Genomic DNA, 24,391 nt, shown 5'->3' on the forward strand with positions numbered 1-24,391 from the left:
CCACGCGCTGTCGGTGCGCTTACTTGCCGACCAGGTCGGCCGCGGCGGCACCGAAGGCCGGCTTGGTCGGGATGCTCCTGGTACTGATCCGCTTGCGGAACACCCAGTACGTCCAGGCCTGGTAGCACAGCACCACCGGGGTCATGAAGCCGGCGACCCAGGTCATGATCTTGAGCGTGTACGGCGTCGAGGACGCGTTGTGGATGGTCAGGTTCCACGCCGAGTCCAGGCTGGAGGGCATCACGTTCGGGAACAGCGACAGGAACAGCATCGCCACCGCGGCGATCACTGTCACGCCGGACAGCGCGAACGCCCAGCCCTCGCGGCCGATCCGGTTCATCGCCAGCGCGGCCACCAGCGCGAGCACCGCGACGATCAGCGCGGCCAGGGTGCGGCCGTTGCCGTGCTGGACCTGGGTCCAGATCAGGAACGCGGCGGCGAGCGCGGCGGTGACCAGGCCGAGCCGGCCGGCCAGCGCGTTGGCCCGGACCCGGACGTCGCCGTCGGTCTTGAGCGCGACGAACACCGCACCGTGGAAGGTGAACAGCACCGTGGTGACCACGCCGCCGAGCAGCGCGTACGGGTTGAGCAGGTCGAACAGGTCGCCGACGTACTCCTTGTTCGCGTCGATCGGCACCCCGCGGACGATGTTCGCGAACGCCACGCCCCACAGGAACGCGGGCACCAGCGAGCCCCAGAAGATCGCCTGTTCCCAGCCGCGCTTCCAGCGGTCCTCGTCGCGCTTGGCCCGGTACTCGAACGCGACCCCGCGCAGGATCAGCGCGACCAGGATCAGCAGCAGCGGCAGGTAGAAGCCGCTGAACAAGGTGGCGTACCACTCGGGGAAGGCCGCGAAGGTGGCCCCGCCCGCGGTGATCAGCCACACCTCGTTGCCGTCCCAGACCGGGCCGATGGTGTTGATCAGCACCCGGCGCTCGGTCTCGTCGCGGGCCAGCACCTTGGTCAGGATGCCGACGCCGAAGTCGAAGCCTTCGAGGAAGAAGTAGCCGATCCACAGCACGGCGATCAGCAGGAACCAGAATTCGTTGAGTCCCATGTCACTCTCCCCTTAGTACGCGAAGGCGAGCGGACGATCGGCGTCCTCGCCGCCCGACGGATCGTCGGGGTCCTTGTCCACCGGCACCTTGATCGGCTCGGGGCCGGCCTTGACGTAGCGCCGGATCAGGCCCAGTTCGACCACCGCGAGCGCGCCGTAGAGCAGCGTGAACACGATCAGCGAGGTGAACACCTCGCCGGTGGACACACTCGGCGACACGCCGGCCTCGGTCTTGAGCACGCCGAACACCAGCCACGGCTGGCGGCCCATCTCGGTGAAGATCCAGCCGAACGAGTTGGCCGCGAACGGGAACGCGATGGTCCACAGGCCGATCCGGTACACCCACGGATTGCTCGGGAGATCGCGCTTGCGCCGGGTCAACCACAGGCCGACCAGGCCGATGCCCGCGGTGACCATGCCGACGCCGATCATCAGTCGGAACGACCAGTAGGTGACGAAGATGTTGGGCCGGTAGTCGCCGGGGCCGAACTTGACCACCGACTGTTCCTGGAGGTCGTTGATCCCGGGCAGCTCGGCGTTGAAGTCGTTCTTGGCCAGGAAGGACAGCGCGCCGGGGACCTCGATGGCGACCTTGTTGTGGCCCTTGTTGACATCGCCGTAGGAGAAGATCGAGAACGGCGCCGGCTTCGAGGTCTCCCACAGTGCCTCGGCCGAGGCCATCTTCATCGGCTGCTGTTCGTACATCAGCTTGCCCTGCATGTCACCGGTGAGCGCCAGGCCGATGCCCGCCAGCACCGAGACCCACAGGCCCAGCCGCAGCGACGGGCGGAACACCGCGACCTCGTTGCGCTTGCGCAGGTGCCAGCAACTGATCCCGATCAGGAAGCCGCCAGCGACCAGGAACGCGGCCGGGAGGATGTGCAGGAAGGCGGCGATCGCGGTGTTGTTGGTGAGCACCGCGACGAAGTCGGTCAGCTCCGCGCGGCCGGTCTCCGGGTTTATCCGGTAGCCGACCGGGTGCTGCATCCACGAGTTCGCGGCCAGGATGAAGTAGGCCGACAGGATCGTGCCGATCGCGGCGGCCCAGATGGTGGCCAGGTGGATCTTCTTCGGCAGTCGCTCCCAACCGAAGATCCACAACCCGAGGAAGGTCGACTCCAGGAAGAACGCGACCAGGGCCTCGATGGCGAGCGGGGCACCGAAGATGTCGCCGACGAAGCGCGAGTAGTCGGACCAGTTCATCCCGAACTGGAACTCCTGCACGATGCCGGTGACCAGGCCGAGCGCGAAGTTGATCAGGAAGAGCTTGCCCCAGAACTTGGTGGCCCGGAGGTAGTGCTCCTTGCCGGTGCGCACCCACGCGGTCTGCAGGCACGCGACCAGGATGGACAAACCCATCGTGAGCGGGACGAAGAGGAAGTGGTAGACGGTCGTGATGCCGAACTGCCACCGGGCTACGTCGAGTGTTTCGACGGCGAGGTCCATGGGCCCCTCATTCCTCCTGATCGCCGGTCGTGTCTCGCACGCGAGCGCACGTTTGGTTCACGGTGCACACGGTGCGGGCGCGGATCCCGTCCGACACTCCGTCGAACAGACCCGGATGAACCGGGATGGATCTGCGATCGAACCGGGCAATACTTTGTGAATGGGTTCACAAAGTCGAGCTTGTGCATCCGTTCACAAACACTAGCGAGCCCTCTCGGGCACCCCTTGAGGGGGGTACCCGAGAGGGCTCGAAGTGGTCCGAACGGACCCAAACGACGACGATCGCCGGACCTGCCCGGCGCCGGGCGGTCGGACGGGCCGCCGGACCGCCGGGGCCTAGGCCGACATGAACCGCGCGGCCTGCTCCAGGAAGATCGTGTTCGCCTCGGTCTCGCCGATGGTGATCCGGCATCCCTCACCCGCGAACGGCCGGACGCTGACCCCGGCCGCCTCGCACAGCGCGGCGAACTCCTCGGTGCGCTCGCCCAGCCGCAACCAGACGAAGTTGGCCTGCGAGTCGAAGACCGTCCAGCCCTGGCCGATCAGCGTCTCCAGCACCCGCTCCCGCTCGGTGACCAACGCGTCGACCCGCTCCAGGAGTTCGGCCTCGGCGCCGATCGAGGCGATCGCGGCCACCTGGGCCAGCCGGTTCACCGAGAACGGCATCCCGGTCTTGCGCAGTTCGTCGGCCACCGCCTCGTGCGCGATGGCGAAGCCCACCCGCAGACCGGCCAGGCCGTACGCCTTCGAGAAGGTGCGCAGCACCACCACGTTGGGCCGCTCCCGGTAGATGTCCACGCCGTCCGGGACCTGCTCGTCCCGGATGAACTCGCGGTACGCCTCGTCCAGTACGACCAGCACGTTGCGCGGCACCCGGTCCAGGAAGCGCTCCAGCTCGGCGCGGTGGATCACCGTGCCGGTGGGGTTGTTCGGGTTGCACACGAAGATCAGCCGGGTCCGCTCGGTGACCGCGGCGGCCATCGCGTCCAGGTCGTGGCTCTCGTCGGCGAGCAGCGGGATCTGCACCGGCGTCGCGCCCGCCAGCAGCACCAGCAGCGGGTACGCCTCGAACGAGCGCCACGCGTAGATGACCTCGTCACCCTCGCCGGCCGTCGCGTTCACCAACTGCTGGGCCACGGTCACCGAGCCGGTGCCCGCCACGATGTGCGACGCGGGCACCCCGAACCGCTCGGCGATCGTCCTTGCCAACTCCGCGTTCGCCGGGTCCGGGTAGCGATTTATCTCACCGACCGCCTCGGCCACCACCTTGTGCACGCTGGGCAGCGGCGGGTACGGGTTCTCGTTGGACGCGAGCTTGTACGCGGGCAGACCCGCGGCGGCCACCGGCGGGCGGCCCGCCTTGTAGACCGGGACTCCGGCCAGGGCCGCGCGGAACCGCACCGTGCCGTTGTCGTCCGTACCTGGGGCGTTGTGCTGGGTCACGCCCGTCCTCCTCGCATACTGGTCGGGGTGCCTGGGCGCACGTCCCGGTCGTCTCACTCTATGGTCCGCCGGCCCGGTAGGGGATCGTCGGTACGGACGAGGAAGTCGCCGAAGGTTCAGGGGTAGGTATGGGGCGATACGTTTCTTCGTAAAGCAATGACATGAACCGGGCCAGGGCGGCGCATTCGGCCTACTGTCGGGACGATGACAGCGCCAGATGTACCGCGTGTGGGGCGGCGGATCCGGGTGGGCATCCGGGACGTCGCAGCGGCTGCCGGGGTGTCGATCACGACGGTCTCCGACGCGCTCAACGGCAAGGGCCGACTGCCCGACACGACTCGGCTGCACGTGCGCGAGGTGGCGGACCGGCTGGGCTATCGGCCCTCGGCCGCGGCCCGCACGTTGCGCACCGGTCGGTCGGGGCTGCTCGGGTTGACCACGACGATGCGTTCCACCGAGCCGTTCGCCCTGACCGAATTCGCCTGGTTCGCCGAGTTGGTCCGCTCGGCCACCGCGACCGCGCTGGATCTGGGCTACGCGCTGGTGGTGTTGCCCGCCTCCTCGCCGCACGACGTGTGGGGCAACGTGGCGCTCGACGGCACGATCGTGGTCGACCCGACGGACGACGATCCGCTCGTGCACGAATTGTTGCGCCGCGGCGTGCCGGTGGTCAGCGGCGGACATCCGGGCTCCACCCCGGTCTACGGCTGGGTGGACAACGACCACGTGGCGGCCGTGCGCTGTGTGCTCGACCACCTCGCCCAGGCCGGCGCGGGCCGGATCGGGCTGCTGGCCGCCTCGGACGGACCGGGCGCGAGCAAGGGCATCGCCGGCTATCGCGCGTGGTGTGCGGACCGGGGCGTGCCGCCGATCACCGAGGAGTACGAGGCACGCACCCCCGGCGCCGGTCGGGCCGCCGCGGCGCGCCTGCTCGACCGCACGCCGGACGCGGTGTTCGGTCTGCACGAGGGGTGTGCGGCCGAACTGCTCGCCGCCGCCCGGGCCCGCGAGTTGCGGGTGCCCGACGACCTGCTGTTGGCCTGTTGCGGCGAAGGGGCCGATCCGTCGGTGACCTCGCTGAGCCTGCAACCGGCGCTGGCCGGCGCGTGGGCGGTGGAACTGCTGGTGGGCGTGATCGAGGACGCCGGGGCGGGGCCGCTGCTGCCCGCCCAGCGCACCGTGCCCACCCGGTTGTCCGTGCGCGATTCCTCCACTCGACGCTGACCGGCGCGTGCCCGGGCCGGGCTCGGGGGCGCCGGATGGGACCGTCGCGGCTGCACGCACAATTGAGCGTGGTCCGTTCCGCCGTGCCCGCACGAGAGATACGGTCCAGGAATCATCCGAATCGGACCGGGTGAGCCGCAGCCGAACCCGGCTGTTGTGCGTCTTGGTTCACGACGGGTGTCGGCATCGCCGCCGTACGGTGGTGCGGATCGTGAAGAAAGGAACCTTCTGGTGAGCAACGTCTCGGCTACACCGGCCCCGATGGGCGCCGCAGCGGAGCAGGACGCCCCGCTGTACGTGGTCGGCGACGTCCACGGTCATCTGGAGGAACTCAAGGCCGCCCTGCGGGCCCGGGATCTGATCGACGCGGACGCGCACTGGTGCGGCGGCCGGTCCCGGCTGTGGTTCCTGGGCGACTTCACCGATCGTGGTCCGGACGGCATCGGCGTGGTCGAACTGGCGATGGCGCTGGCCCGCGAGTCGGCCGAGGTCGGCGGCAGCACCCGGATGTTGCTCGGCAACCACGAGATCCTGCTGCTCGGCGTCTTCCGTTTCGGCGACCACCCGGTGCCGGTGGCCGGCGGGTCGACCACCTTCCGCGAGATCTGGCTGCGCAACGGCGGCATGCAGTCCGACCTGGACCGCTTCACCGAGGAACAGGCCGACTGGCTGGCCGCGCAGCCGGTCGCGGCCGTGGTCGACGGACACCTGCTGATCCACTCCGACAGCAACGCCTACCTCGAATACGGCGACACCATCGAGGAGGTGGACGGCGCGGTCGCGGACATACTGCGCGAGCCGGACCCGCTCGCGTGGTGGGACCTGTTCCGCAACCTGACCCGGCGCGGCGCCTTCATGGGCGAGGTCGGCCCGTACGCGGCGGCCGACCTGCTCAGCGAGTTGGGCGGCCGGCGGATCGTGCACGGTCACACCCCCATCCCGTACCAGACGGGCGAGGACCCCTCGACGATCGTCGAGCCGCGCGTGTACGCGGACGGACAGGTGATCAACCTGGACGGCGGCATCTATCTGGGCGGCCCGTGTCTGGTCGCGCGCCTGCCGCTGACCGGCGCCCCGTCGGGCCTGCTGCCCAGTGCGTTGGAGGAGACGCAGGGTCGTGAATACGACCTGGGCGACCTCGGCGAAGAGCCCCAGTCGTAGGGAACTCCCTGCCCAAAAGCCGGGGGCGCACCTTATCATCACTGGTATCCGCCTCGACACCGTCAGGTGCTTTTGCGGGTCGTTGATCCACCGACAGCTTGCACGGGTCCCCTGACGGGCCCGGCGGACGCGGGAAACGCCCGCGCGGCCTCATTCGGGGGATCCGATGCAACACTGGTTTGGAAGTGACGAGCACCGCCGTCAGTACGAGCAGTTCGTCGATGACGCGCTGCACCTGGAGGAGACCCTCTCCGGTCTTGCGGCGGTACCCAACCTGAACGTCGAGCAGTTGCGGACGGCCACGTTGGACGCGACCCCGTCGATCGCGGACGCGGCACGCGACGAGTACGACCGCTACGAACGTACAGAGCAACGTTTCGAGGCGGGAGTCCGGCAGGACTTCGGCGCATCGATGATCGAGGTCGGCGAGAGCTTCGGCTGGTTCGCGCTCGCCACCGCGATGGCGGTGATCGTGGCCGGCATCTCGGCGGTCGTCTTCCTGATCGTGGGCTACGTGTTGTTGCCGCTCACGGTGGACGACTCGTCCATGCAGCACACGATGCAACTCGCCTCGCTGGCGGCCGTGGGCATCTCGCTCGGGGCGGCGGCGATCGGGGGACTCGCGATGTTGGCGGTGGCCGCGCGCAATCGGGCCCGGCCGATCGGCGAGATCGAGATGCATCTGGCGCGCGAGGAATGGCGTCGGGCGATCCTGCACCGGGGCATCCTGCCGTTCATGCGCTCGCGTCTGCGCGAGGCATCCGACGAGGGCACCACCCTCCTCGGCTGACCGACGATCGGCGCCGGTCCTCCCGCCCACCGGGGGCGGGAGGACCGGATCACGCCGTCGGGATCCGGTTGGGCCACACAATGGGCGACATGGTCGGCAAACGCGGGAAGGTCACCGGGGGAATCGGTCCCGGGCTGGTGGGCGAGGTCATGATCGAGGTGCGCGGTGGGGTGGAGGCTTTCCTCGCGTACTCGGCATTGCCCGGCGAGGAACACGCGGTGGGGTCGTTGGTGGTGATCGTGGAATACCTGCCGCCGCGCACGGTGTACGTGGCGTCGGCCTTCGGCTGACGCTGCGCGGGGCGGGCCCGTACGGACGAACAGCCTTGTGGGAGCTCCCGGTTCGGTGTGTTTCACGCCGGTGGGGGCTCCCGCTTCGGTGCCCGGCACGCCGCTGGGGAGCTCCCTCTTGGCGGGTCCACCGATGGCGAGGACACTCCGGGAACAGGCCAAAGGGGGAATGTTCCGTGCTCTATACCGTGCTCGCCGTGCTCGGTCTGCTCGTGGTCCTGATCGTGGTCTTCAAACTCATGTGGCGCGTCGCCGAGCCCAACGAGGCGCTCGTCATCTCCGGCTCCCGGCACCACACCGAGGGCCTGGGCGAGGGCATGGGATTTCGTATCGTCACCGGGCGCGGCACCCTGGTGCTGCCGTTCGTGCAGGCGGTGCGCAAGCTCTCGCTCGACCTGAACGAAGCGGAACTCTCGGTCGAATGTGTCACCACCCAGGGCATCCCGCTGCGGGTGCAGAGCGTGGTGATCTTCAAGATCGGCGACGACTACGTCTCGATCGCCAACGCGGCCCGCCGCTTCCTGGACCAGCAGAAGCAGATGGAGTCCCGGGTCCGCAAGGTGCTGGCCGGTCATCTGCGTTCGATCGTCGGCGGGTTGACCGTCGAGGACATGATCCGTGACCGGGAGAAGCTCACCGCGCACGTGCGCGCGGCGTCCGGGTCGGACATGGAGAAGCTCGGGCTGATCGTGGACAGCCTGCAGATCCAGGAGATCGAGGATCCGACCGGCTACATCAAGAACATGGCCGCGCCGCACACCGCGGCGGTGATCCGGGACGCGCGGATCGCCGAGGCGCTGGCCACCCGCAAGGCCACCGAAGCCGAGCAGGACGCCAAGGCGCGGATGGCCCAGGCCACCCGGGACAGCGAGATCCAGCAGGCCGGCTACCAGGCCGAGCGGGACGAGGCCACCGCGCGCTCGCGCCAGGCGGGACCGCTGGCGGACGCCGCGGCCAAGCAGGAGGTGGTGGTCCAGGAGACCCGGGTCGCCGAGTTGGAGGCCATGCGGCGCGAGCAGCAGCTCCAGGCGGACGTGCGCAAGCCGGCCGACGCGAAGGCGTACGAGACCCGCACCCGGGCCCAGGCCGAACGCGACGCGCGGATCTCGGCGGCCGAGGCGAGTGCCCGGGAGACCGAACTGGCCGCGATCGCCGACGCGGAGGCGACCAAGGTGCGCGGGCTGGCCGCCGCCGAGGCCACACTGGCGACCGGCAAGGCACAGGCCGAGGCGGCCAAGGCCAAGGGCCTCGCCGAGGCGGCCGCGATCGCCGCCCGCGCGGCGGCCCTGGCGGAGAACCAGGAGGCGGTCGTCGCCCAGCAACTCGCCGAGAACTGGCCGGAGATCGTCCGGGCCGGCGCCGAGGCCTTCGGCAACGTGGACCACATGGTCCTGCTCAACGGCGGCGACGGCATGGGCGACCTGTTCGCCAAGGCCCTGACGATGGGCGGCACGGGCCTGGGCATCGCCCGCCAACTCCTCGCGGGCGGCAACGGCAACGGCAATGGCGCCAAGCCCGCAACGGACGCTGTGCCCAAGGAATCCGTCCGCATCGAGGTGGAGGTCGACCCGATCGACCCGACCCCGGAACCGGAGCTTCGGCTCACGAAGGACTCGGAGAGCTGACCGCGACGCATCTTCCGCAGCGGTGGCCGGACCCGTGGATGTGGGGTCCGGCCACCGCTGCGGGCGGCTTTGTCGGGGCTGGGCGGGCGCGGCTTCGGGGCGCGGTCCTGCGGCGCGGTCCTGCGGCCGCGGGCGCGGCTTCGGGGGCGGTCGGGGCGGCTGCGGGGGGTCGGGGCGCGGCCGGCTCCGTCGGGGCCGGGTCGGGGTGCGGTCTCGCGGCGCGGCTTCCACAGGAGCGGCGCTTCCCGCCGGCCGTCGGAGTCGGCCCCAAGGAGTTCCAACGGTTGACCCGCATCCAGCACGTCGCGCGAACCCTGCTGCTGGACAACGAACGGCGCCATCCGGCGACCGCCCTCGATCACCTCATTCGTTGCCTGAGCCCCCGGGGCCCGGCCCTGCGCCCCCGGGCGGCCCGCGAACCGGCGGGCCGGCCCGTCTCCGCGACGATCGACGGCTGCGAGACCGACGACGACGCCCACGCCGGCTCACCCGATTCGGGTACGCGGCCATCGCAGACCTGAATCACCGCAGGCACATCCGACCAGGCCACGTTTTCCCAGCCGTCCCGGTCCGTGGCCCGGTCGCAGGGCTCGTGATCGGGCAACCCATCCGCCTGCCGCAGCCAGATCACATCCGGCAGGAACGCGTCGCGAGGCACGTGCTCGAAAGCTTCCCGCCACGGCACCGGCAGCGGGCCCGTCACCTGCTCGACAAGGCGAAGCAAGCGAGCGGGGCCGCGCTCCGCAGTCGCATCCGCCACGGTCTCACTTGTCCTTCTTGGGAGTTCCCGGATTCGGCGGCTTGTCGGGAAGGATCGGTGGCGGAATCGGCCGGCCGGGCTGGTTCCCGTCGCTCGGAATCGGACTCTTGTGCTCACCCATGTCGAGTTCCCTTCGAATGGTCATCGATCCACGGACCTTCAGCTATCGGTTACCGGTCATCACAAACGGCCGTGCCAATCCGCGTGGTTCAAGGTCGAACCGACACCACACGGTCTTCCCACCGGTGGCAACCGGCCCCCACGAAACGAAATCCGACACCGCCTCGACCATCCGCAACCCCCGCAACGACCCCCCGATCCGCTCCGGCTCCGCCGGCGAGGGTCGCATCACCCCCCGACCCGGCACCACCGGCGGACGCGGATCCGCATCCCGCACCTCGATCGCCACCGCCCGCTTGGGCCAAAACGACAACCGCACCGTGAACGTCCGCCACAACCAGTCCACATGCTGATCCGGCATCATCGCGTGCACCACGGCATTGGTCGCCAACTCCGAAGTGCACAACATCGCCTCGTCGGTCAGTTCGAGCAGGTTCCAGTCCGCCATGGCGGCCCACGTCAATGCCCGCGCTTCCTTCACGGCTGCCGGATGCGACTCCCACGCCCGCTGCCGAACCCACATCGGCTCCCACCCCGGCCCCCGAAGCACAGCCCCCAGCCACCGCTCCCCGGGGCTCACCCGCCCATCCGCCTCCGACCACGCCTCCGAAACGACGTCTCGCTCTTCCTTCTGCGGCGGCGGCTCCCGCCTGATCACATGCCGCAGACCCGTTCGTCCTGTTTGTGTTCCGGCCATGCAACGAGCATGGCCGGCCGAGATGTCCGTCATCAGCCCATGAAGGCGTACCTGCCATGGGTAGACTCGCCACATAGTGTGACGAAGCATGGACCAGGGGGTCACCGGTCGTGACACGTGACGTACTGCCGACCGCGCTACCGCGCCGAGTGCTCGACCGCGATGACGTGCGCCAAGCCCTGCGTGATCATGACTTCGGCACGGTCTTCCGGCCGGCGCGCAAGTACGGCGGGATCAGCTATCAAAAAATCGCCGACGCCTGCGACATCAAGCCCGACCGGGTCGGCACACTCGCCCGAGGGGAAGGGCGCATCACCACCGTCGAGAAGATCCGCCAGATTTCCGACGCCCTCCGCGTGCCGGGACTCATGGTCGGCATCGCGCCCCGGGAGTGGGAATCGCGCCGCGATGCTCTGCGCGGTGAAACGCCGACGCCCGTTCCGACTGTCCGCTCGATGGAAATCCCGTCGATCGACGACGAAATGGATTCCCTGGAATTGGGCCGTCGCGCTACGGCGAGCGACGTGGGCGACGAGACACTGATCCGCCTGGAAAACGCCTTCGACGCCTTGGCCGTCGACTACTCCAAGGTCCCCCCGCGTGACCTCCTTGTCCGGACGCGCCGCTATCTGTCCTACGCGACGCATCTTTTCGACGCGCGAAAGACACTGGCCGAGCATCGGCGGTTGGTGACCGTCGGAGGACGACTTGCTCTGATGGGGGCGACGCTGCAAATCGATCTCGGTAGGCAGGGTGCGGCGACGGCCGGTTTGAGGACTGCCGTGGATCTGGCCAAGCAGGCCGATCGGCCGGAGCTTGAGGCGTGGTGCTACGAGACCGATGCCTGGAGGGCTCTTGTGCAGGGGGACTACGCGCGGTCCCTGACCCTGTCCGGTGCGGCTCGAAGCCTTGCTCCCAAAGGGAGTTCGGTGGCCATCCAGGCAACCGCCCAAGAAGGGCGGGCATATGCCCGACTGGGTCGGTCGCGGGAAACCTACGACTCGATAGCGCGAGTCCACGGATTCGTATCGCACCTGCCGGCGACGAACCGTCCGGAGCATCACTACCATTACGACCCCGACAAATCGACGTCGTATACCGCGACCACGCTCTCCTGGCTGGGTGATCCGGCTGCCGAGGATTACGCCCGAGAGGTGATCGCCCGGCTCGCCCCCGCCCCGGGCACGAGATTGACCCGCCGGGCCGCGGTGGCACATCTCGATCTGGCCCTGATCCTGCTCACCCACGACCACCCCGACGAGGCATGCGATGTGGCCGGACAGGCAATCCGCTCCAAGCGCGTCGTGCCCTCCAGCCATTGGCGAGCCCTCGAAGTCGTGAAAGCGATCGAAAGCCATCGCCTGCCGGAAGCTGCGGACCTCAGGTCGGCATACGAGGAATTGAAGCTCTCCCAAACCACGACCACTTGATCGGGCCCACATCCAACGCAAGCACGCTCTACAACAGCATCCACCGCGCCGACGACGAACTGTTGGTCAACGCTCACATCCGGCGTCTCTATCGCCTGCAGAACGGCTCTCCCGTCCCGGAACCCGATCGACTCGGTACGGCGCACCAGGGATCCCCGGCTTCCCACTCCTCCTCAAGTGGCAAGTCGGGTTTGATCCTTTGGCTGAAGACCGGGAGATCGGGGGCATCGATGCTTTCCGCATGACATCGGCGCCATCACACACCGCAGCGATAGCGGTCCACGAGTTAACCAAGCGTTACGGCCGGACGACCGTGGTCGACGACCTCTCCTTCACCGTGCGGGCGGGCGTGGTGACCGGGTTCTTCGGCCCCAACGGCGCGGGCAAGACGACCGTGTTGAAGACGATCGTCGGGCTGGCCCGGCCGACCGCCGGTCACGTGTCCTTCCGGGGCGGGCCGGTGCCCTCCGACGCCCGGGCGCTGGGTGTGCACATCGAGCCGTGTGGGGCCCACCCCGGCCGGACCGCCCGCGCCCACCTCCGGGCTCTGGCGCTCCTGGCCGGCCTGCCGGCCGCCCGGGTCGACGAGGTACTGGAGACCGTCGGACTGGAGCAGGCCGCCGGACGGCGGGTCGGCAAGTACTCGTTGGGCATGCGACAACGTCTGGGACTGGCAACGGCGTTGCTCGGCGATCCGGAGGTCCTCGTCCTGGACGAACCGGTGAACGGCCTGGACCCCCAGGCCATCCGCCGCCTGCGCACGCTCCTGCGCGAACGCGCCGCGCGCGGTCGCACCACCCTGCTCTCCAGCCACATGCTCGGCGAGGCCGCGCAGACGGTCGACGACGTCGTCGTCATCGACAAGGGGCGCCTGGTCCACACCGGCCCGATCGGCGATCTCGCACAGGGCGCCCTCTCGGTACGGACCCCCGAACCCGAGCGGCTCTCAGCACTGGTCGAAAGCGCCGGCGGACGCGTCCGGCCCGCAGCCGCCGGCGGCCTGTGGATCGAGGCACTCCCGGCCGCGGAGGTCGCCCGCCTGGCCCTGCGCGAACGCATCCCGCTGGAGGAGATCACCTCGCGGACCGCATCCCTGGAGGACGTGTTCTTCGACCTGACCGAAGTTCCGAGCGAAACTCGGACGGAGGGCCGACGCGCATGAACCGGCTACTGCGAGGCGAGTTGCTCAAGACCCGCACCACCCGCTCGATCCACGCCTTCGTCGCCGGCGGAGTCGCATACACCGTGCTCAACGTGGTGATCATCGCCGTGGCGTCGGGCCGGCTGGACGAGGTGGCCGAGAAGGAGGAGGCCCTGTCCGGGCTGCCGGTCCTGTTGATGTTGTGGGGACTCGTCGGTGCGGCCGGCGAGTACCGCCACCGCACCGCCGCACCGGCCGCGCTGGTGGCCCGGCGCGACCGCGGCGCACTCCTGCTCGCCAGGATCGGCGCCTACGCGCTGACCGGTCTGCTGATCGGCGCACTGCTGGTCGCCGTCTCGGTCGCGCTCGCCCTGCCGCTGCTCGCCGACCACCCGGGAGCCGACCTCACCCCCGGCGAGGTCACCTCGGTCGCCGCAGGCAATCTGGCCGCCTTCGTGCTGTCTGCGATCATGGGTGCCGCCGTCGGCGCGATGGTGCGCAGTCCGGTCGTGGGGGTGGTCGTGGTGTTGCTGGTGAACTTCGCGGTACTCCCGCTGATCGCCGGCGTCGCCGAATCCGCCGCCAACTACACGCCGTTCGGAGCCGCCGCCGTGCTGGTCCGCTCGACGCACCACACGACGTTGTCGCCGGGTGCCGCCGCGCTGGTGCTGAGCGCCTGGGCAATCGTGCTGGTTGTCGCCGCCGTCGCCGGCGAACGTCGGCGCGACCTGGCGTAACCCGACATGTACGCGATATCCCGACCGGCACGAGCGGCGCGCCAGTGGATCCACGCGCGCCGCTCCGCGGTACTGGACGCCATCGTCGCGGTGGTGACCACCATCGTCGAACTCAGTCTGACCTTCGACGACTCGACACCCGTCCGGCCGCACCTCGTCGTACTCGTCGCCTGCACCGGTGTGCTTCTGCTCGCCCGACGGCGCGCGACGCTCACCGTGCTGCCGGCCGTCTGCGCAGTAGAGGCGCTGCTCGCGGCAACCGGCGGCAATCCCGGCGGGGCACCGGCATTGGTGGCCCTCTACACCGTCGCCGAACTGCGCGAGCGACGACTGTCGGTGGCCGCCCTCGTGCCGACGGCGCTGTTCCTGATGGTGGCGGACATCAGCTCGTTTCCCGTCACCGTCGGCGCTTGGGCCCTGGGCACCTACGCGCAGACCCGGCGCCGCTACACCGCCGCACTGGAGGAACGCGCGGCCCACCTGGAGCGCGAGCACGAGCAACTCTCGATCATCGCGGCCCAGCGCGAGCGCGCCGCGATCGCCCGCGAACTGCACGACATCATCGCCCACTCGGTCACCGTGACGCTGGTGGGCGTACGCGGCGCGCGCGACGTGCTGCGCACCGCGCCCGACGTGGCCGACGACACGCTGGAGCGGGTCGAGACCAACGCCGAGCAGAGCCTGGCGGAGTTGCGCCGGATGTTGCTGCTGCTGCGCGAGCCGGACCAGGGAGTTCGGATGCGCCCGCAGCCCTCGCTGGCCCAACTGCCCACGCTGGTCGCCTCGTACGGTGAGGCCGGGCTGCCGGCGCGCCTGGAGATCACCGGCACGTCCCGACCGCTCGCAGGCGGCGTCGAGTTGTCGGTGTACCGCATCGTCGAGGAGGCACTGACCAACGTGCTCAAGCACGCCCGGCCCACCCACGTCGCGGTGACCCTCGACTTCGGCCGTACCCACCTGCACGTCGCGGTCGTCAACGACGGCGAGCCGGTATCCGAACCCTCCTCGGGTGGACACGGCATCGTCGGCATGCGCGAGCGGATCGGCGTCCTCGGCGGCGAGCTGGAGGCCCGGCCCGGCACGGACGGCGGGTTCCGGGTCGCGGCCCGGCTTCCCCTGGGGGACCCCACATGAGCGCCCGGAGCATCCGCCTGCTGATCGTCGACGACCAAGAGCTGATCCGAACCGGCCTGCGCCTGTTCCTCCAGACCCAGGACGACATGGTCGTCGTCGGCGAGGCCGAGGACGGCGACGAGGCGGTCGAACTGGCCGCCGCCCTGCGCCCGGACGTGATCCTCATGGACATCCGGATGCCACGCATGGACGGCGTCGAGGCCACCGCCCGATTGCACGCCGAGGGCATCTCACCGCCCCCGCGCGTGCTCATCCTCACCACGTTCGACCTGGACGAGTACGTCTTCGGCGCGTTGCGGGCGGGCGCCGCGGGATTCCTGCTCAAGGACGCCTCCCGCGCCCGCCTGGTGGAGGCGATCCAGGTGGTCCACGCCGGGGAGGCACTGCTCTCGCCCTCGATCACCCGGCGCCTGATCGAGAACTTCGCCGCCCGTACCGAACCGCTCCGGTCCCCGCCGGCGCTCCTGGCGGCCCTGACCCCGCGCGAACGAGAGGCCCTGTTCCTGGTCGCCCGCGGCCTCTCCAACAGCGAGATCGCCGCCCACCTGGTGGTCACCGAGGCGACCGTGAAGAGCCACGTGGGCAGCATGTTCGCCAAACTGGGCCTGCGCGATCGGGCCCAGGCGGTGGTGTTCGCCTACGAGCACGGCGTCATCGTCGCCGGCGAGGGCGGCCCGCCCGGACCGGCCTGACCACCAGACCCGTCCGCACCGGCCCGACGACGTCCCGGGACCACCCTGCTCCCGGGACGTCGTCGCGCACGCAAACGTCAGTCGGCCAGCGGCAGATAGACCCGGTTGCCCGCCGCCGCGAACTCCGCCGACTTGGCGCGCATCCCGGCCTCGGCGTCCACCTCGGCCGCCCCGGCCGCAGCCGCAGCGGCCCCGTCGCCGTGCTCGGCCCGGATGTCGTGCGAGATCCGCATGCTGCAAAACTTCGGACCACACATCGAGCAGAAGTGGGCCGTCTTGGCCGGCTCCGCCGGGAGCGTCGCGTCGTGGTAGGCCCGTGCGGTGTCCGGGTCCATCGCCAGGTCGAACTGATCCTGCCAACGGAACTCGAAGCGGGCGTCGGAGAGCGCGTCGTCCCACGCCTGTGCGCCCGGATGGCCCTTGGCCAGGTCCGCCGCGTGGGCCGCGATCCGGTAGGCGATCACGCCCGCCTTGACGTCGTCCCGATCGGGCAGGCCCAGGTGCTCCTTCGGCGTCACGTAGCAGAGCATCGCGGTACCCCACATGCCGATCATCGCCGCGCCGATCGCCGAGGTGATGTGGTCGTAGCCCGGCGCGACGTCCGTGGTCAGCGGGCCGAGCGTGTAGAACGGCGCCTCGTCGCAGATGCGTTGCTGGAGGTCGACATTCTCCTTGATCTTGTGCATCGGCACATGGCCCGGCCCCTCGATCATCACCTGCACGTCCATCGACCGGGAGATCCGGCCCAGTTCACCCAGCGTCTCCAACTCGGCGAACTGCGCCGCGTCGTTGGCGTCCGCGATCGAGCCCGGACGCAGTCCGTCGCCGAGCGAGTAGGTCACGTCGTACGCGCGCAGGATCTCGGTCAGCTCGGCGAAGTGCGTGTAGAGGAAGTTCTCCCGGTGATGGGCCAGGCACCACGCGGCCATGATCGAACCGCCCCGCGAGACGATCCCGGTCTTGCGCCGGGCGGTCAGCGGCACGTAGCGCAGCAACACGCCGGCATGCACCGTCATGTAGTCCACGCCCTGCTCGCACTGCTCGATCACGGTGTCCCGGTAGAGCTCCCAGGTGAGTTCCTCGGGCTTGCCGTTCACCTTCTCCAGCGCCTGGTAGAGCGGCACCGTGCCGATCGGGACCGGCGAATTGCGCACGATCCACTCGCGGGTGGTGTGGATGTCCTTGCCGGTGGACAGGTCCATCACGGTGTCCGCGCCCCACCGGATCGCCCACACCAGCTTGTCGGTCTCCTCCTCGATCGAGGAGGTCACCGCCGAGTTGCCGATGTTCGCGTTGACCTTGACCAGGAAGTTCTTGCCGATCACCATCGGCTCGATCTCGGGGTGGTTGATGTTCGCGGGCAACACCGCCCGTCCGGCAGCGATCTCGTCCCGGACCAGCTCGGGCGCCAGGCCCTCGCGGATCGCCACGAACTCCATCTCCGGGGTGACCAGCCCGCGTCGCGCGTAGGCGAGTTGGGTCACCGCCTCGGAGCCGGACGCGCGCCTGGGTCGGGCCCCGGCACCGGGCACCGCGAACCCGGCCGGCGTCAGCGCCCCGATCCGGCCGTCATAGCGCACGGTGTCGCCGCGCTCCTCGATCCAGGCCGCACGCAGCGCGGGCAGGCCGCGGCGCACATCCACCTCGAAGGCCGGGTCGGTGTACGGGCCCGAGGTGTCGTAGAGGCGAACCGTCTCGCCGTTGGTCAGATGCACCGTGCGTACCGGAACGCGCAGATCCTCGCGTGATCCGGCGACGTAACCGCGGTGGTGGGCGGGGGTGATCGGTCCGCTGGTGACCGTGTGCGCGCCGACCGGGTCGGCCGACGGGGCAGCGGGCAGCGAAGTGTCGTGCGAGGTCATGGAAAGGCTCCCTACGCCGGCATTACCCGGTCAGGTTCTGCGGTCGGCGCGGCCTCAGCGCCCTCTCAGCCCGGTGCCCCGAGCTCCCGTGTATCTCCGTGTGGTGCGCCCCCACCCTGGCACACCCCCGGCCGCACGACCAGCGCCGGGTTCAGCCGAGCGGGTCGCGCGGGTTTCGGCCGACCACCGCGGTGCGGGCGAGCACGACCATCCCGACCGTGACGCACAGCCCGACCACGCCCTTGACGATGACCCACAGGAAGGCCGAGAACAGCCAGATCAGCAACCAGCACAGCAGCACCAGTACGAGCGCGGGTACGCCGATGCGCACCCAGCGCGGCCATGTCTCCATCGTCCAACCCCCAGTCACGCGAACCCACGCGAGACGTGCACATCCGGGGAGCACATTCCCCGGGAGGACACGTCGTATCCGGGCAGGCGGTTCCGGGCCGGCCGGATGCGCCCGGACCGGCCCGGACGGGCTCAGACCGGCCAGCGCTCGCCGCGCCACGCGGCATCCCAGAACATCCACTCGTAGCGCGCCGTGGTGGTGAAGTGCTCGACCATCCGGGCCCGCTCGGTCGCCGAGATGTCCTCGCCGACGCGGTCGACCAGATCGAGCACCGCGCGCACCGTCGCCTGGAACTCCTCGGCGCCGTAGGTGGCGATCCAGCGCTCGTACAACTCGTCGGGCGAGCCCTTGGCCAGCAGGGCGTCACCCACTCGGGCGTAGATCCAGTAGCAGGGCAGCACCGCCGCGACGCCCTCGGCGAAGGAGCCGTTGTGCACGGTGGCGAGCAGGTAGCTGACGTACGCCCGGGTACTCGGCAACACCGGTTCGGTCGCGGTGGCGTCGGCCACCGAGCTGCCGAAGTCGACCATGAAGCCCTCGTGCAGCGAACGCTCGGCGGCGATCGCGCCGGCCGCGTCGCTCGCGAACTGCACGGTCGTCGCCTCGTCCGGCGCCTTGGCCGCGCACACCGCGAGCGCCTTGGCGTAATCGCGCAGGTAGTGCGAGTCCTGCACGACGTAGTGCCGAAACGCCTCGCGCGGCAACGTGCCGTCGGTCAGTCCGTGGATGAACGGGTGGTCCAGGATCGCCGCGTAGACGTCCTCGATCGCAGCCCAGAGTTCGTCGCGCAGCGCCATCAGGTGTACTCCCGGTCGTCGGATCCCGAGATCCGATCACTGGATCCCAAGGTCCGATTGTCGTACACGGGTCCGGGCCGCCCACAGGTGCGCCCGACGGCGTACCCGCCCGCTCACCCCTCCGGCGGCGAGAAGAACACCAGGACCCGCAGCGGTTCGGTGATTCGATGGAAGCGGTGCGGCACCTGCGCCGGTACGTAGACGACGCTGCCGCGCGCCACGGCGGTGGACTCCTCGCCGACGGTCAGCGTGGCCCGACCGCTGATCACCACGTACGCCTCGTCCTGGCCGTGCGGCTTCTGGGTGTCGGTCTCGCCGGGTTCGAGCGCGTACAGGCCCATCGAGAAGTTCCGCTCGCTGAGGAACTTCAGGTACGCACCGTTCTCGAACGCGCGCTCCGCGTCCAGATCATCGAGCCGAAAGACCTTCATGTGACCAACTCCTTACCGACACGGACACACTTTCTGCCGAGGCTCAAGCGGGAGGGACCACCCGGATGCCAGCATCAAGATATGAAAAGCCTGCTCATCAAACTGGTTGCCAACGCACTGGCCATCTGGTTCGCCAGCTGGGTCGTGTCCGGAATCGATCTCGCCGACGGCGCCTCGGCCGGCACCAAGGCCAAGACGATACTTTTCGTCGCCCTCATCTTCGGCGTCGTCAACGCCATCATCAAACCGGTGGTGAAGCTGTTCTCACTGCCCCTGTTCGTGCTGACCCTGGGCCTGATCACGTTCGTGATCAACGCGCTGATGTTGTGGCTGACCGAGGCGATCGCCAACAAGCTGGATCTCGACTTCCACATCGACGGCTTCTGGCCCGCCCTACTCGGCGCGCTGGTCATCGGTCTGGTGAGCTGGTTCCTGAGCATGATCCTGGACCGCGACTGACGGCCACGCGGTGATGGGCTCGGACCACGTTTCACGTGAAACAGGCAGCGAAGGAGTCGTGATGTCGGCCGAATGGAGCGACGGAACCCGGGCGGTCCGGGCCGGCAACCCGGGCCACGCGCCGGGCGACCCCTTCCTGCCCGGACCGGTCTTCGCCGGCACGTACCACCTGCCCGGCGAGGTGAAAGGTCCCTACCAGTACGGGCGTTACGCGAACCCGACCTGGGTCGGCCTGGAGGAGGCGATCGGCGCGCTGGAGGGGGCCGCCGACACCGTCACCTTCGCGTCCGGGATGGCCGCCGTCTCGGCCGTGCTGCTCGGCCTGACCGCTCCGGGCGATGTGGTGGTGCTGCCGTCGGACGGCTACCCGGCCACCCGCGCGGTCGGCGAGCACCTCGCCGCCCGCGGGATCACCGTACGGCTGGTGCCGACCGCCGACGCCGCCCTGGAGCAGGCCCTGACCGGCGCCGACCTGGTGTGGTTGGAGACGCCGAGCAACCCGGGGCTGGACGTGTGCGACATCGAGCGGATCGCGACGCTCGCCCACGCGCGGGGCGCCCTGGTCGCCGTCGACAACACCCTGGCCACCCCGCTGGGCCAACTCCCGCTCGCGCTCGGCGCCGACATCTCGGCGGCGAGCGGCACCAAGGCGCTGACCGGGCACAGCGACGTACTGCTCGGCTACGTCGCCTGCGCGAGCGCCGAACTCGCCGCCCGGGTGCGTTCCTGGCGCTCGCTCACCGGCGCGGTCCCCGGGCCGATGGAGGCCTGGTTGGCCCATCGGTCGTTGTCCACCCTCCAGTTGCGGGTGGACCGGCAGGCGATCAACGCGCTGGCGATCGCCCGGGCACTGCGCGAACGCACCGACGTCGCGAACGTGCGCCACCCCGCGCTCGAAGGCGATCCGGCCTACGATGTGGCCACCCGTGGGATGCGGCGGTTCGGCTGTGTCGTGGGCTTCACGCTCGCCGACGCGGACACCGCTCGCCGGTTCCTGGGTGCGCTCGAACTGGTCGCCGACGCCACCAGCTTCGGTGGGGTGCACAGCATGGCCGAACGACGCGCACGCTGGGCCGGCAACGATGTACCGGAGGGATTCGTCAGGTTCTCGGCCGGTTGCGAGGACACCGCGGATCTCGTCGCGGACATCCTGCGCGCCCTGGACTCCACCTCCCCGGGCTGACCTGCGACTTCGGGCAAGATCACGTGAGGTCCCCGACTCTCGGGAGTGGTCGGGGGACACGAGACGGGGGACCCGTGGACCTGACGCTGTTGCGCACTTTCCTGGCCGTACATCGCGCGGGTTCCTTCACCCGGGCCTCCGCGTCGCTCGGGCTCTCGCAGCCGGCGATAACCGCGCAGATCCGCACCCTGGAAAAGCAGGTCGGCAAACAGTTGTTCGAGCGGCTGCCGCGCGGCGTGGCGCCCACCGGCCCCGCCGACGAACTCGCCCGCCGGCTCGCACCGCACCTGGACGCGATCGAGGAGATCGCGGCCCGCGAGGTGCGTGGTGTGGACCCGCTGCGGCGCACCGTGCACCTGGGCGGCCCGACCGAACTGACCGCGCTGCGCGTGTTGCCCTCGTTGGCCGATCTGGTCCGGCGCGGCCTGCGGTTACGGGTGACCCTGGGCCCCGGCGAGGTATTGCTCACGGGCCTGGCGGCGGCCCGGCACGACCTGGTGATCTCCGATGTGCGACCGCGGGCCCGCGGCATCGTGGGCACGCCGCTCACCGACGAGGAGTACGTGCTGATCGGCGCGCCGCACTGGGCCGCGCGGCTGCCGCAGACCCGGATCCTGGCCCAGGGGCCGGCCGCGCTGGAGGGGGTGCCGCTGGTCGGCGAGGCCGAGGAACAACCGCTGATCCGGCGCTACTGGTCGACCGTGTTCGACGCGAAGCCCACCGCGCCGGCGGCGGTCACCGTGCCCGACCTGCGGGCCGTGCTGGAGTGCGTAAGCGCCGGGCACGGGATCGCGGTGCTGCCGCGCTACCTGTGCGCCGAGGCGCTGGACCGGCGCGCGGTGGTCGCCCTGCTGGATCCCGAACTGCCGCCGCTGCACACGATGTTCCTCGCGGTTCGGGAGGGCACTTTGAGCCAACCGCACATCGCGCATCTGCACGGCGAGCTGATCGCGCGCGCCGCGCGCTGGTCGTGATCCCGAACGTGGCGCCGCACAGGCATAAACCACCCGTCCGACCGGAAAGGGAGACTTCAGACGGGGGTAACGTCAGGCAAGAAAGCAGAGGGCACCGACGATGCGTTCAGTGGTGAAGCGGACGGCACGCGCGATCCTGCTCGACGACGAGGACCGGATGGTGCTGATCAAACGCACCAAGCCGGGCAGCCCCCCGTACTGGATCACCCCCGGCGGCGGCGTCGAACCCGAGGACACCACGGTGGCCGAGGGGTTGCGCCGCGAGGTGTTCGAGGAACTCGGCGGCAAGATCGGCCGGCCGGTGCCCGCGTTCGTGGACACCGTGCCCGAGCCCGGCGGGGTCAAGGTCCAGCACTTCTTCGCGTGCCGGCTCGAATCGATGGACCCCGCGCTGCGGCACGGCCCCGAGGTGGACGAGCCGAACGGCGAGTACGACATCGTGCGGGTGCCCTTCACCCCCTCGGGGCTGGCCTCGGTGGGCCTGGTGCCGGCGAGCCTGGCCGCCTACCTGCGGGCCAACATCGAGGGCATCCACACCCTGCTCGCCAACGACCTGGGCTAGCGGATCCCGGGACGCGGTGCTCAGCCGCGTCCCGGCCGGACCATCCCCGACTCGTACGCGATCACCACCAGTTGTGCCCGATCGCGGGCACCGAGCTTGACCATCGCCCGGCTGACATGGGTCTTGGCGGTGAGCGGCGAGACGAACAGGTGCTCGGCGATCTCGTCGTTGCTCATCCCGGCCGCGACCAGCGAGAGCACCTCGCGCTCGCGGTCGGTGAGCGCCTCCAGCCGATCCGGCGCGGCCACCTTTGGCTCGGGCTGGGACAGGAAGCGGGCCACCAGCGCACGGGTGGCGCCCGGCGAGAGCAGCGCGTCGCCGGTGGCGACGGTCTTGATCGCCTTGAGCAGGTCCTCGGGGTCGGTGTCCTTGACCAGGAAGCCGCTGGCCCCGGCGCGCAGTGCCTCGAAGACGTACTCGTCGACCTCGAACGTGGTCAGCACGAGCACCCGCACCCCCGCGAGGTCGTCGTCGCGGACGATCCGGCGGGTGGCCTCCAGGCCGTCCATGCCGGGCATCCGGATGTCCATCAGGACCACGTCGGGGCGGGTCTCCAGGGCCAGGGCCAGGGCCTCGGCGCCGTTCGCCGCCTCGCCGACCACCTCCAACCCGGGGTCGCTGCCGACCAGCACCTTGAAGCCCGACCGGACCAGCAACTGGTCGTCCGCGATCAGTACGCGCACCGTCATGAGGAATCTCCGTTTCGACGCGCGAGCAGCGCGTCCTTGTGGTGCGGCAACACCGCGTGTACCGAAAAGCCCCCGTGCGGGCCGGGACCCACCGCGAGCGAACCGCCCACGGCGACCGCCCGTTCCCGCATGCCGAGCAACCCGTGTCCGGTGCCGTCGGCCTGCTTGCCCGGTTTCGTCTTGGGATTGCCCCGACCGTCGTCGAGCACGTCCACCTCCACCGCGTGTTCGCCGTAGACCACCCGCACGATCGCCGACGCGCCGTCGCCGCCGTGCTTCATCGCGTTGGTGAGCGACTCCTGGACGATCCGGTAGAGCGCGAGGCCGACCGGCGCGGACGGGGTCCGCGCGTCGCCGGACTCCTCCAGGAGCACCGGCAGGCCCGCATTGCGATAGGACGCCACCAGGGCGTCCACGTCCTCGACGCCCGGGGTCGGCTCGGTGGGCAGGTCGTTGTCGCCGTCCTGGCGCAGTACACCCAGCGTGGTGCGCAGCTCGGCCAGCGCGTCCCGGCTGGCCACCTTGATGTGCACGAGCGCCTCCCTGGCCTGCGGCACGTCCCGGTCGATCACGTGTGCGGCCACGCCCGCCTGGATGTTGATCATCGCGATGCTGTGCGCGACCACGTCGTGCAGCTCGCGGGCGATCCGCATGCGTTCGGCGGTGACCCGGCGGCGGGCCTCGTCCTCGCGCTCGTGCTCGGCGCGGGCCAGCCGGGCCTGTACCTCCGCCCAGTAGGCCCGCTTGGCGCGAACCGCCTCGCCGATCGCGACCGGCAGGTACATCCAGATCCCGGAGAGGTACTTCTCCGGGGACAGGAAGCCGTCCGGGGTCAGACCTATCCGCATCCCGGTGTGCACCACCGCGACCGCCGAGGCGATCAGCACCGAGCGGCGCAGTTGCCCGTTGGCGGCCACCGTGTACAGCGCGACCATGGTCGGGATCAGGATCGGCCCGTCCAGGCCGTCGGCGGCCAGGTAGAACACCTGACCCGCCTCGGTCAGCGCCAGCACCGTGAGCGGCCAGCGCAGCCGGCCCAGCAACACCAGGCAGGTGATGCCGGCGATGGTCAGGTTGAGCGCGTTCGGGTGCCCGGTGTTGTGCTCCCTGGTGGACCCGCCGAGCGAACCGCCGATCACGCACAGCAACATCAGCGCGACCAGCAGCACCTCGCCGACCCACGTGCGGCAGGGCAGCCAACGCGCGACGACCTTGGGCACCGGCAGGAACGAGGGCGGCTCGCCCGACTCGCTCTGGCGCGAACCGCTCGCGGACGCGGGAAGGCCCCGCACGGCGACTCGCGCGGGGCCTTCCTTGGCCATCCCTACTCCCTCG

General features: G+C 70.0%; 25 protein-coding genes and 1 riboswitch. Of the genes, 15 read left to right on the forward strand and 10 right to left on the reverse strand.

Annotated elements, in window-relative coordinates; all coding sequences use genetic code 11:
- Positions 1 to 19 precede the first annotated feature (19 nt).
- The 3 genes from cydB to hisC all read right to left on the reverse strand — a co-directional run bounded on the left by cydB (position 20) and on the right by hisC (position 3,946).
- Positions 20 to 1,057: a cytochrome d ubiquinol oxidase subunit II gene (cydB, locus tag ABZ374_RS27755; protein WP_360315712.1), complete on the reverse strand. Its 1,038-nt coding sequence runs from the start codon at positions 1,055 to 1,057 to the stop codon at positions 20 to 22.
- A 12-nt stretch (positions 1,058 to 1,069) separates the two neighbouring features.
- Positions 1,070 to 2,503: a cytochrome ubiquinol oxidase subunit I gene (locus ABZ374_RS27760; protein WP_360315714.1), complete on the reverse strand. Its 1,434-nt coding sequence runs from the start codon at positions 2,501 to 2,503 to the stop codon at positions 1,070 to 1,072.
- A gap of 336 nt (positions 2,504 to 2,839) precedes the next feature.
- Positions 2,840 to 3,946 carry a histidinol-phosphate transaminase gene (gene hisC / locus ABZ374_RS27765; RefSeq protein ID WP_360315716.1) on the reverse strand — a complete coding sequence of 369 codons (1,107 nt, stop codon included), beginning with the start codon at positions 3,944 to 3,946 and terminating at the stop codon, positions 2,840 to 2,842.
- Positions 3,947 to 4,150: 204 nt separating this feature from the next.
- Between hisC and ABZ374_RS27770 the strand changes: the two genes are divergently transcribed.
- From ABZ374_RS27770 to ABZ374_RS27795, 6 genes are all read left to right on the forward strand, one after another.
- Complete coding sequence (locus ABZ374_RS27770; protein ID WP_360315718.1) at positions 4,151 to 5,170, forward strand: LacI family DNA-binding transcriptional regulator; 1,020 nt, start codon at positions 4,151 to 4,153, stop codon at positions 5,168 to 5,170.
- Positions 5,171 to 5,401: 231 nt separating this feature from the next.
- A complete protein-coding gene (locus ABZ374_RS27775) occupies positions 5,402 to 6,331 on the forward strand; it encodes a metallophosphoesterase family protein (RefSeq protein WP_360315720.1) in 930 nt (309 codons plus the stop codon).
- Positions 6,332 to 6,497: 166 nt separating this feature from the next.
- Entirely contained in the window at positions 6,498 to 7,121 is a 624-nt protein-coding gene (locus tag ABZ374_RS27780) for a hypothetical protein (RefSeq protein WP_360315722.1), read from the forward strand.
- A gap of 80 nt (positions 7,122 to 7,201) precedes the next feature.
- The gene (locus ABZ374_RS27785) at positions 7,202 to 7,411 is read left to right on the forward strand and encodes a hypothetical protein (RefSeq protein ID WP_360315824.1); all 210 of its coding nucleotides are present in this window, start codon (positions 7,202 to 7,204) and stop codon (positions 7,409 to 7,411) included.
- 239 nt (positions 7,412 to 7,650) lie between these two features.
- Entirely contained in the window at positions 7,651 to 9,036 is a 1,386-nt protein-coding gene (locus ABZ374_RS27790) for an SPFH domain-containing protein (protein ID WP_360315827.1), read from the forward strand.
- Between the two features lie 284 nt (positions 9,037 to 9,320).
- Entirely contained in the window at positions 9,321 to 9,557 is a 237-nt protein-coding gene (locus tag ABZ374_RS27795; RefSeq protein ID WP_360315724.1) for a hypothetical protein, read from the forward strand.
- A 402-nt stretch (positions 9,558 to 9,959) separates the two neighbouring features.
- Here ABZ374_RS27795 and ABZ374_RS27800 read toward each other — a convergent pair whose 3' ends face one another.
- Positions 9,960 to 10,703 carry an ATP-binding protein gene (locus ABZ374_RS27800; RefSeq protein WP_360315726.1) on the reverse strand — a complete coding sequence of 248 codons (744 nt, stop codon included), beginning with the start codon at positions 10,701 to 10,703 and terminating at the stop codon, positions 9,960 to 9,962.
- A 20-nt stretch (positions 10,704 to 10,723) separates the two neighbouring features.
- Between ABZ374_RS27800 and ABZ374_RS27805 the strand changes: the two genes are divergently transcribed.
- From ABZ374_RS27805 to ABZ374_RS27825, 5 genes are all read left to right on the forward strand, one after another.
- The gene (locus ABZ374_RS27805; RefSeq protein WP_360315728.1) at positions 10,724 to 12,043 is read left to right on the forward strand and encodes a transcriptional regulator; all 1,320 of its coding nucleotides are present in this window, start codon (positions 10,724 to 10,726) and stop codon (positions 12,041 to 12,043) included.
- 241 nt (positions 12,044 to 12,284) lie between these two features.
- Complete coding sequence (locus ABZ374_RS27810) at positions 12,285 to 13,205, forward strand: ATP-binding cassette domain-containing protein (protein WP_360315830.1); 921 nt, start codon at positions 12,285 to 12,287, stop codon at positions 13,203 to 13,205.
- Positions 13,202 to 13,921 carry an ABC transporter permease gene (locus ABZ374_RS27815; protein ID WP_360315730.1) on the forward strand — a complete coding sequence of 240 codons (720 nt, stop codon included), beginning with the start codon at positions 13,202 to 13,204 and terminating at the stop codon, positions 13,919 to 13,921. Before ABZ374_RS27810 ends, ABZ374_RS27815 begins: the two co-directional genes overlap by 4 nt.
- 6 nt (positions 13,922 to 13,927) lie before the next feature.
- On the forward strand, positions 13,928 to 15,055 hold the full coding sequence (locus ABZ374_RS27820) for a histidine kinase (RefSeq protein ID WP_360315732.1): 1,128 nt from the start codon (positions 13,928 to 13,930) through the stop codon (positions 15,053 to 15,055).
- A complete protein-coding gene (locus ABZ374_RS27825; protein WP_360315734.1) occupies positions 15,052 to 15,747 on the forward strand; it encodes a response regulator transcription factor in 696 nt (231 codons plus the stop codon). Before ABZ374_RS27820 ends, ABZ374_RS27825 begins: the two co-directional genes overlap by 4 nt.
- Before the next feature lie 77 nt (positions 15,748 to 15,824).
- Here ABZ374_RS27825 and thiC read toward each other — a convergent pair whose 3' ends face one another.
- The 4 genes from thiC to ABZ374_RS27845 form a co-directional block, all read right to left on the reverse strand.
- Positions 15,825 to 17,609 (reverse strand): phosphomethylpyrimidine synthase ThiC, encoded by a 1,785-nt coding sequence (gene thiC, locus ABZ374_RS27830; protein WP_360315736.1) that lies wholly within the window; start codon positions 17,607 to 17,609, stop codon positions 15,825 to 15,827.
- A riboswitch (TPP riboswitch) is annotated at positions 17,601 to 17,709 on the reverse strand. Its footprint overlaps the gene before it by 9 nt.
- A gap of 51 nt (positions 17,710 to 17,760) precedes the next feature.
- Positions 17,761 to 17,961, reverse strand: coding sequence for a hypothetical protein (locus ABZ374_RS27835; protein WP_360315738.1), 201 nt, complete (start codon positions 17,959 to 17,961; stop codon positions 17,761 to 17,763).
- A 131-nt stretch (positions 17,962 to 18,092) separates the two neighbouring features.
- A complete protein-coding gene (gene tenA, locus ABZ374_RS27840) occupies positions 18,093 to 18,758 on the reverse strand; it encodes a thiaminase II (protein ID WP_360315740.1) in 666 nt (221 codons plus the stop codon).
- 113 nt (positions 18,759 to 18,871) lie between these two features.
- Positions 18,872 to 19,189 (reverse strand): cupin domain-containing protein, encoded by a 318-nt coding sequence (locus tag ABZ374_RS27845; protein ID WP_360315742.1) that lies wholly within the window; start codon positions 19,187 to 19,189, stop codon positions 18,872 to 18,874.
- An 81-nt stretch (positions 19,190 to 19,270) separates the two neighbouring features.
- On the opposite strand from ABZ374_RS27845, the gene ABZ374_RS27850 reads away from it, so the two are divergent.
- From ABZ374_RS27850 to ABZ374_RS27865, 4 genes are all read left to right on the forward strand, one after another.
- Positions 19,271 to 19,648, forward strand: coding sequence for a phage holin family protein (locus ABZ374_RS27850; protein ID WP_360315744.1), 378 nt, complete (start codon positions 19,271 to 19,273; stop codon positions 19,646 to 19,648).
- Between the two features lie 61 nt (positions 19,649 to 19,709).
- Positions 19,710 to 20,831, forward strand: a complete 1,122-nt coding sequence (locus ABZ374_RS27855; RefSeq protein ID WP_360315746.1) for a cystathionine gamma-lyase — start codon at positions 19,710 to 19,712, stop codon at positions 20,829 to 20,831.
- Positions 20,832 to 20,905: 74 nt separating this feature from the next.
- A complete protein-coding gene (locus ABZ374_RS27860) occupies positions 20,906 to 21,805 on the forward strand; it encodes a LysR family transcriptional regulator (protein ID WP_360315748.1) in 900 nt (299 codons plus the stop codon).
- Between the two features lie 100 nt (positions 21,806 to 21,905).
- Positions 21,906 to 22,367: an NUDIX hydrolase gene (locus tag ABZ374_RS27865; RefSeq protein WP_360315750.1), complete on the forward strand. Its 462-nt coding sequence runs from the start codon at positions 21,906 to 21,908 to the stop codon at positions 22,365 to 22,367.
- A 20-nt stretch (positions 22,368 to 22,387) separates the two neighbouring features.
- Here the strand turns inward: ABZ374_RS27865 and ABZ374_RS27870 are convergent, their stop codons facing one another.
- Entirely contained in the window at positions 22,388 to 23,056 is a 669-nt protein-coding gene (locus ABZ374_RS27870; protein ID WP_360315752.1) for a response regulator transcription factor, read from the reverse strand.
- Entirely contained in the window at positions 23,053 to 24,378 is a 1,326-nt protein-coding gene (locus tag ABZ374_RS27875) for a sensor histidine kinase (protein ID WP_360315754.1), read from the reverse strand. The genes ABZ374_RS27870 and ABZ374_RS27875 overlap by 4 nt, the downstream gene beginning before the upstream one ends.
- Positions 24,379 to 24,391: the final 13 nt, after the last annotated feature.

Origin of the sequence: Embleya sp. NPDC005971 (assembly GCF_040629175.1) — a bacterium.
Lineage (GTDB): Bacteria > Actinomycetota > Actinomycetes > Streptomycetales > Streptomycetaceae > Embleya.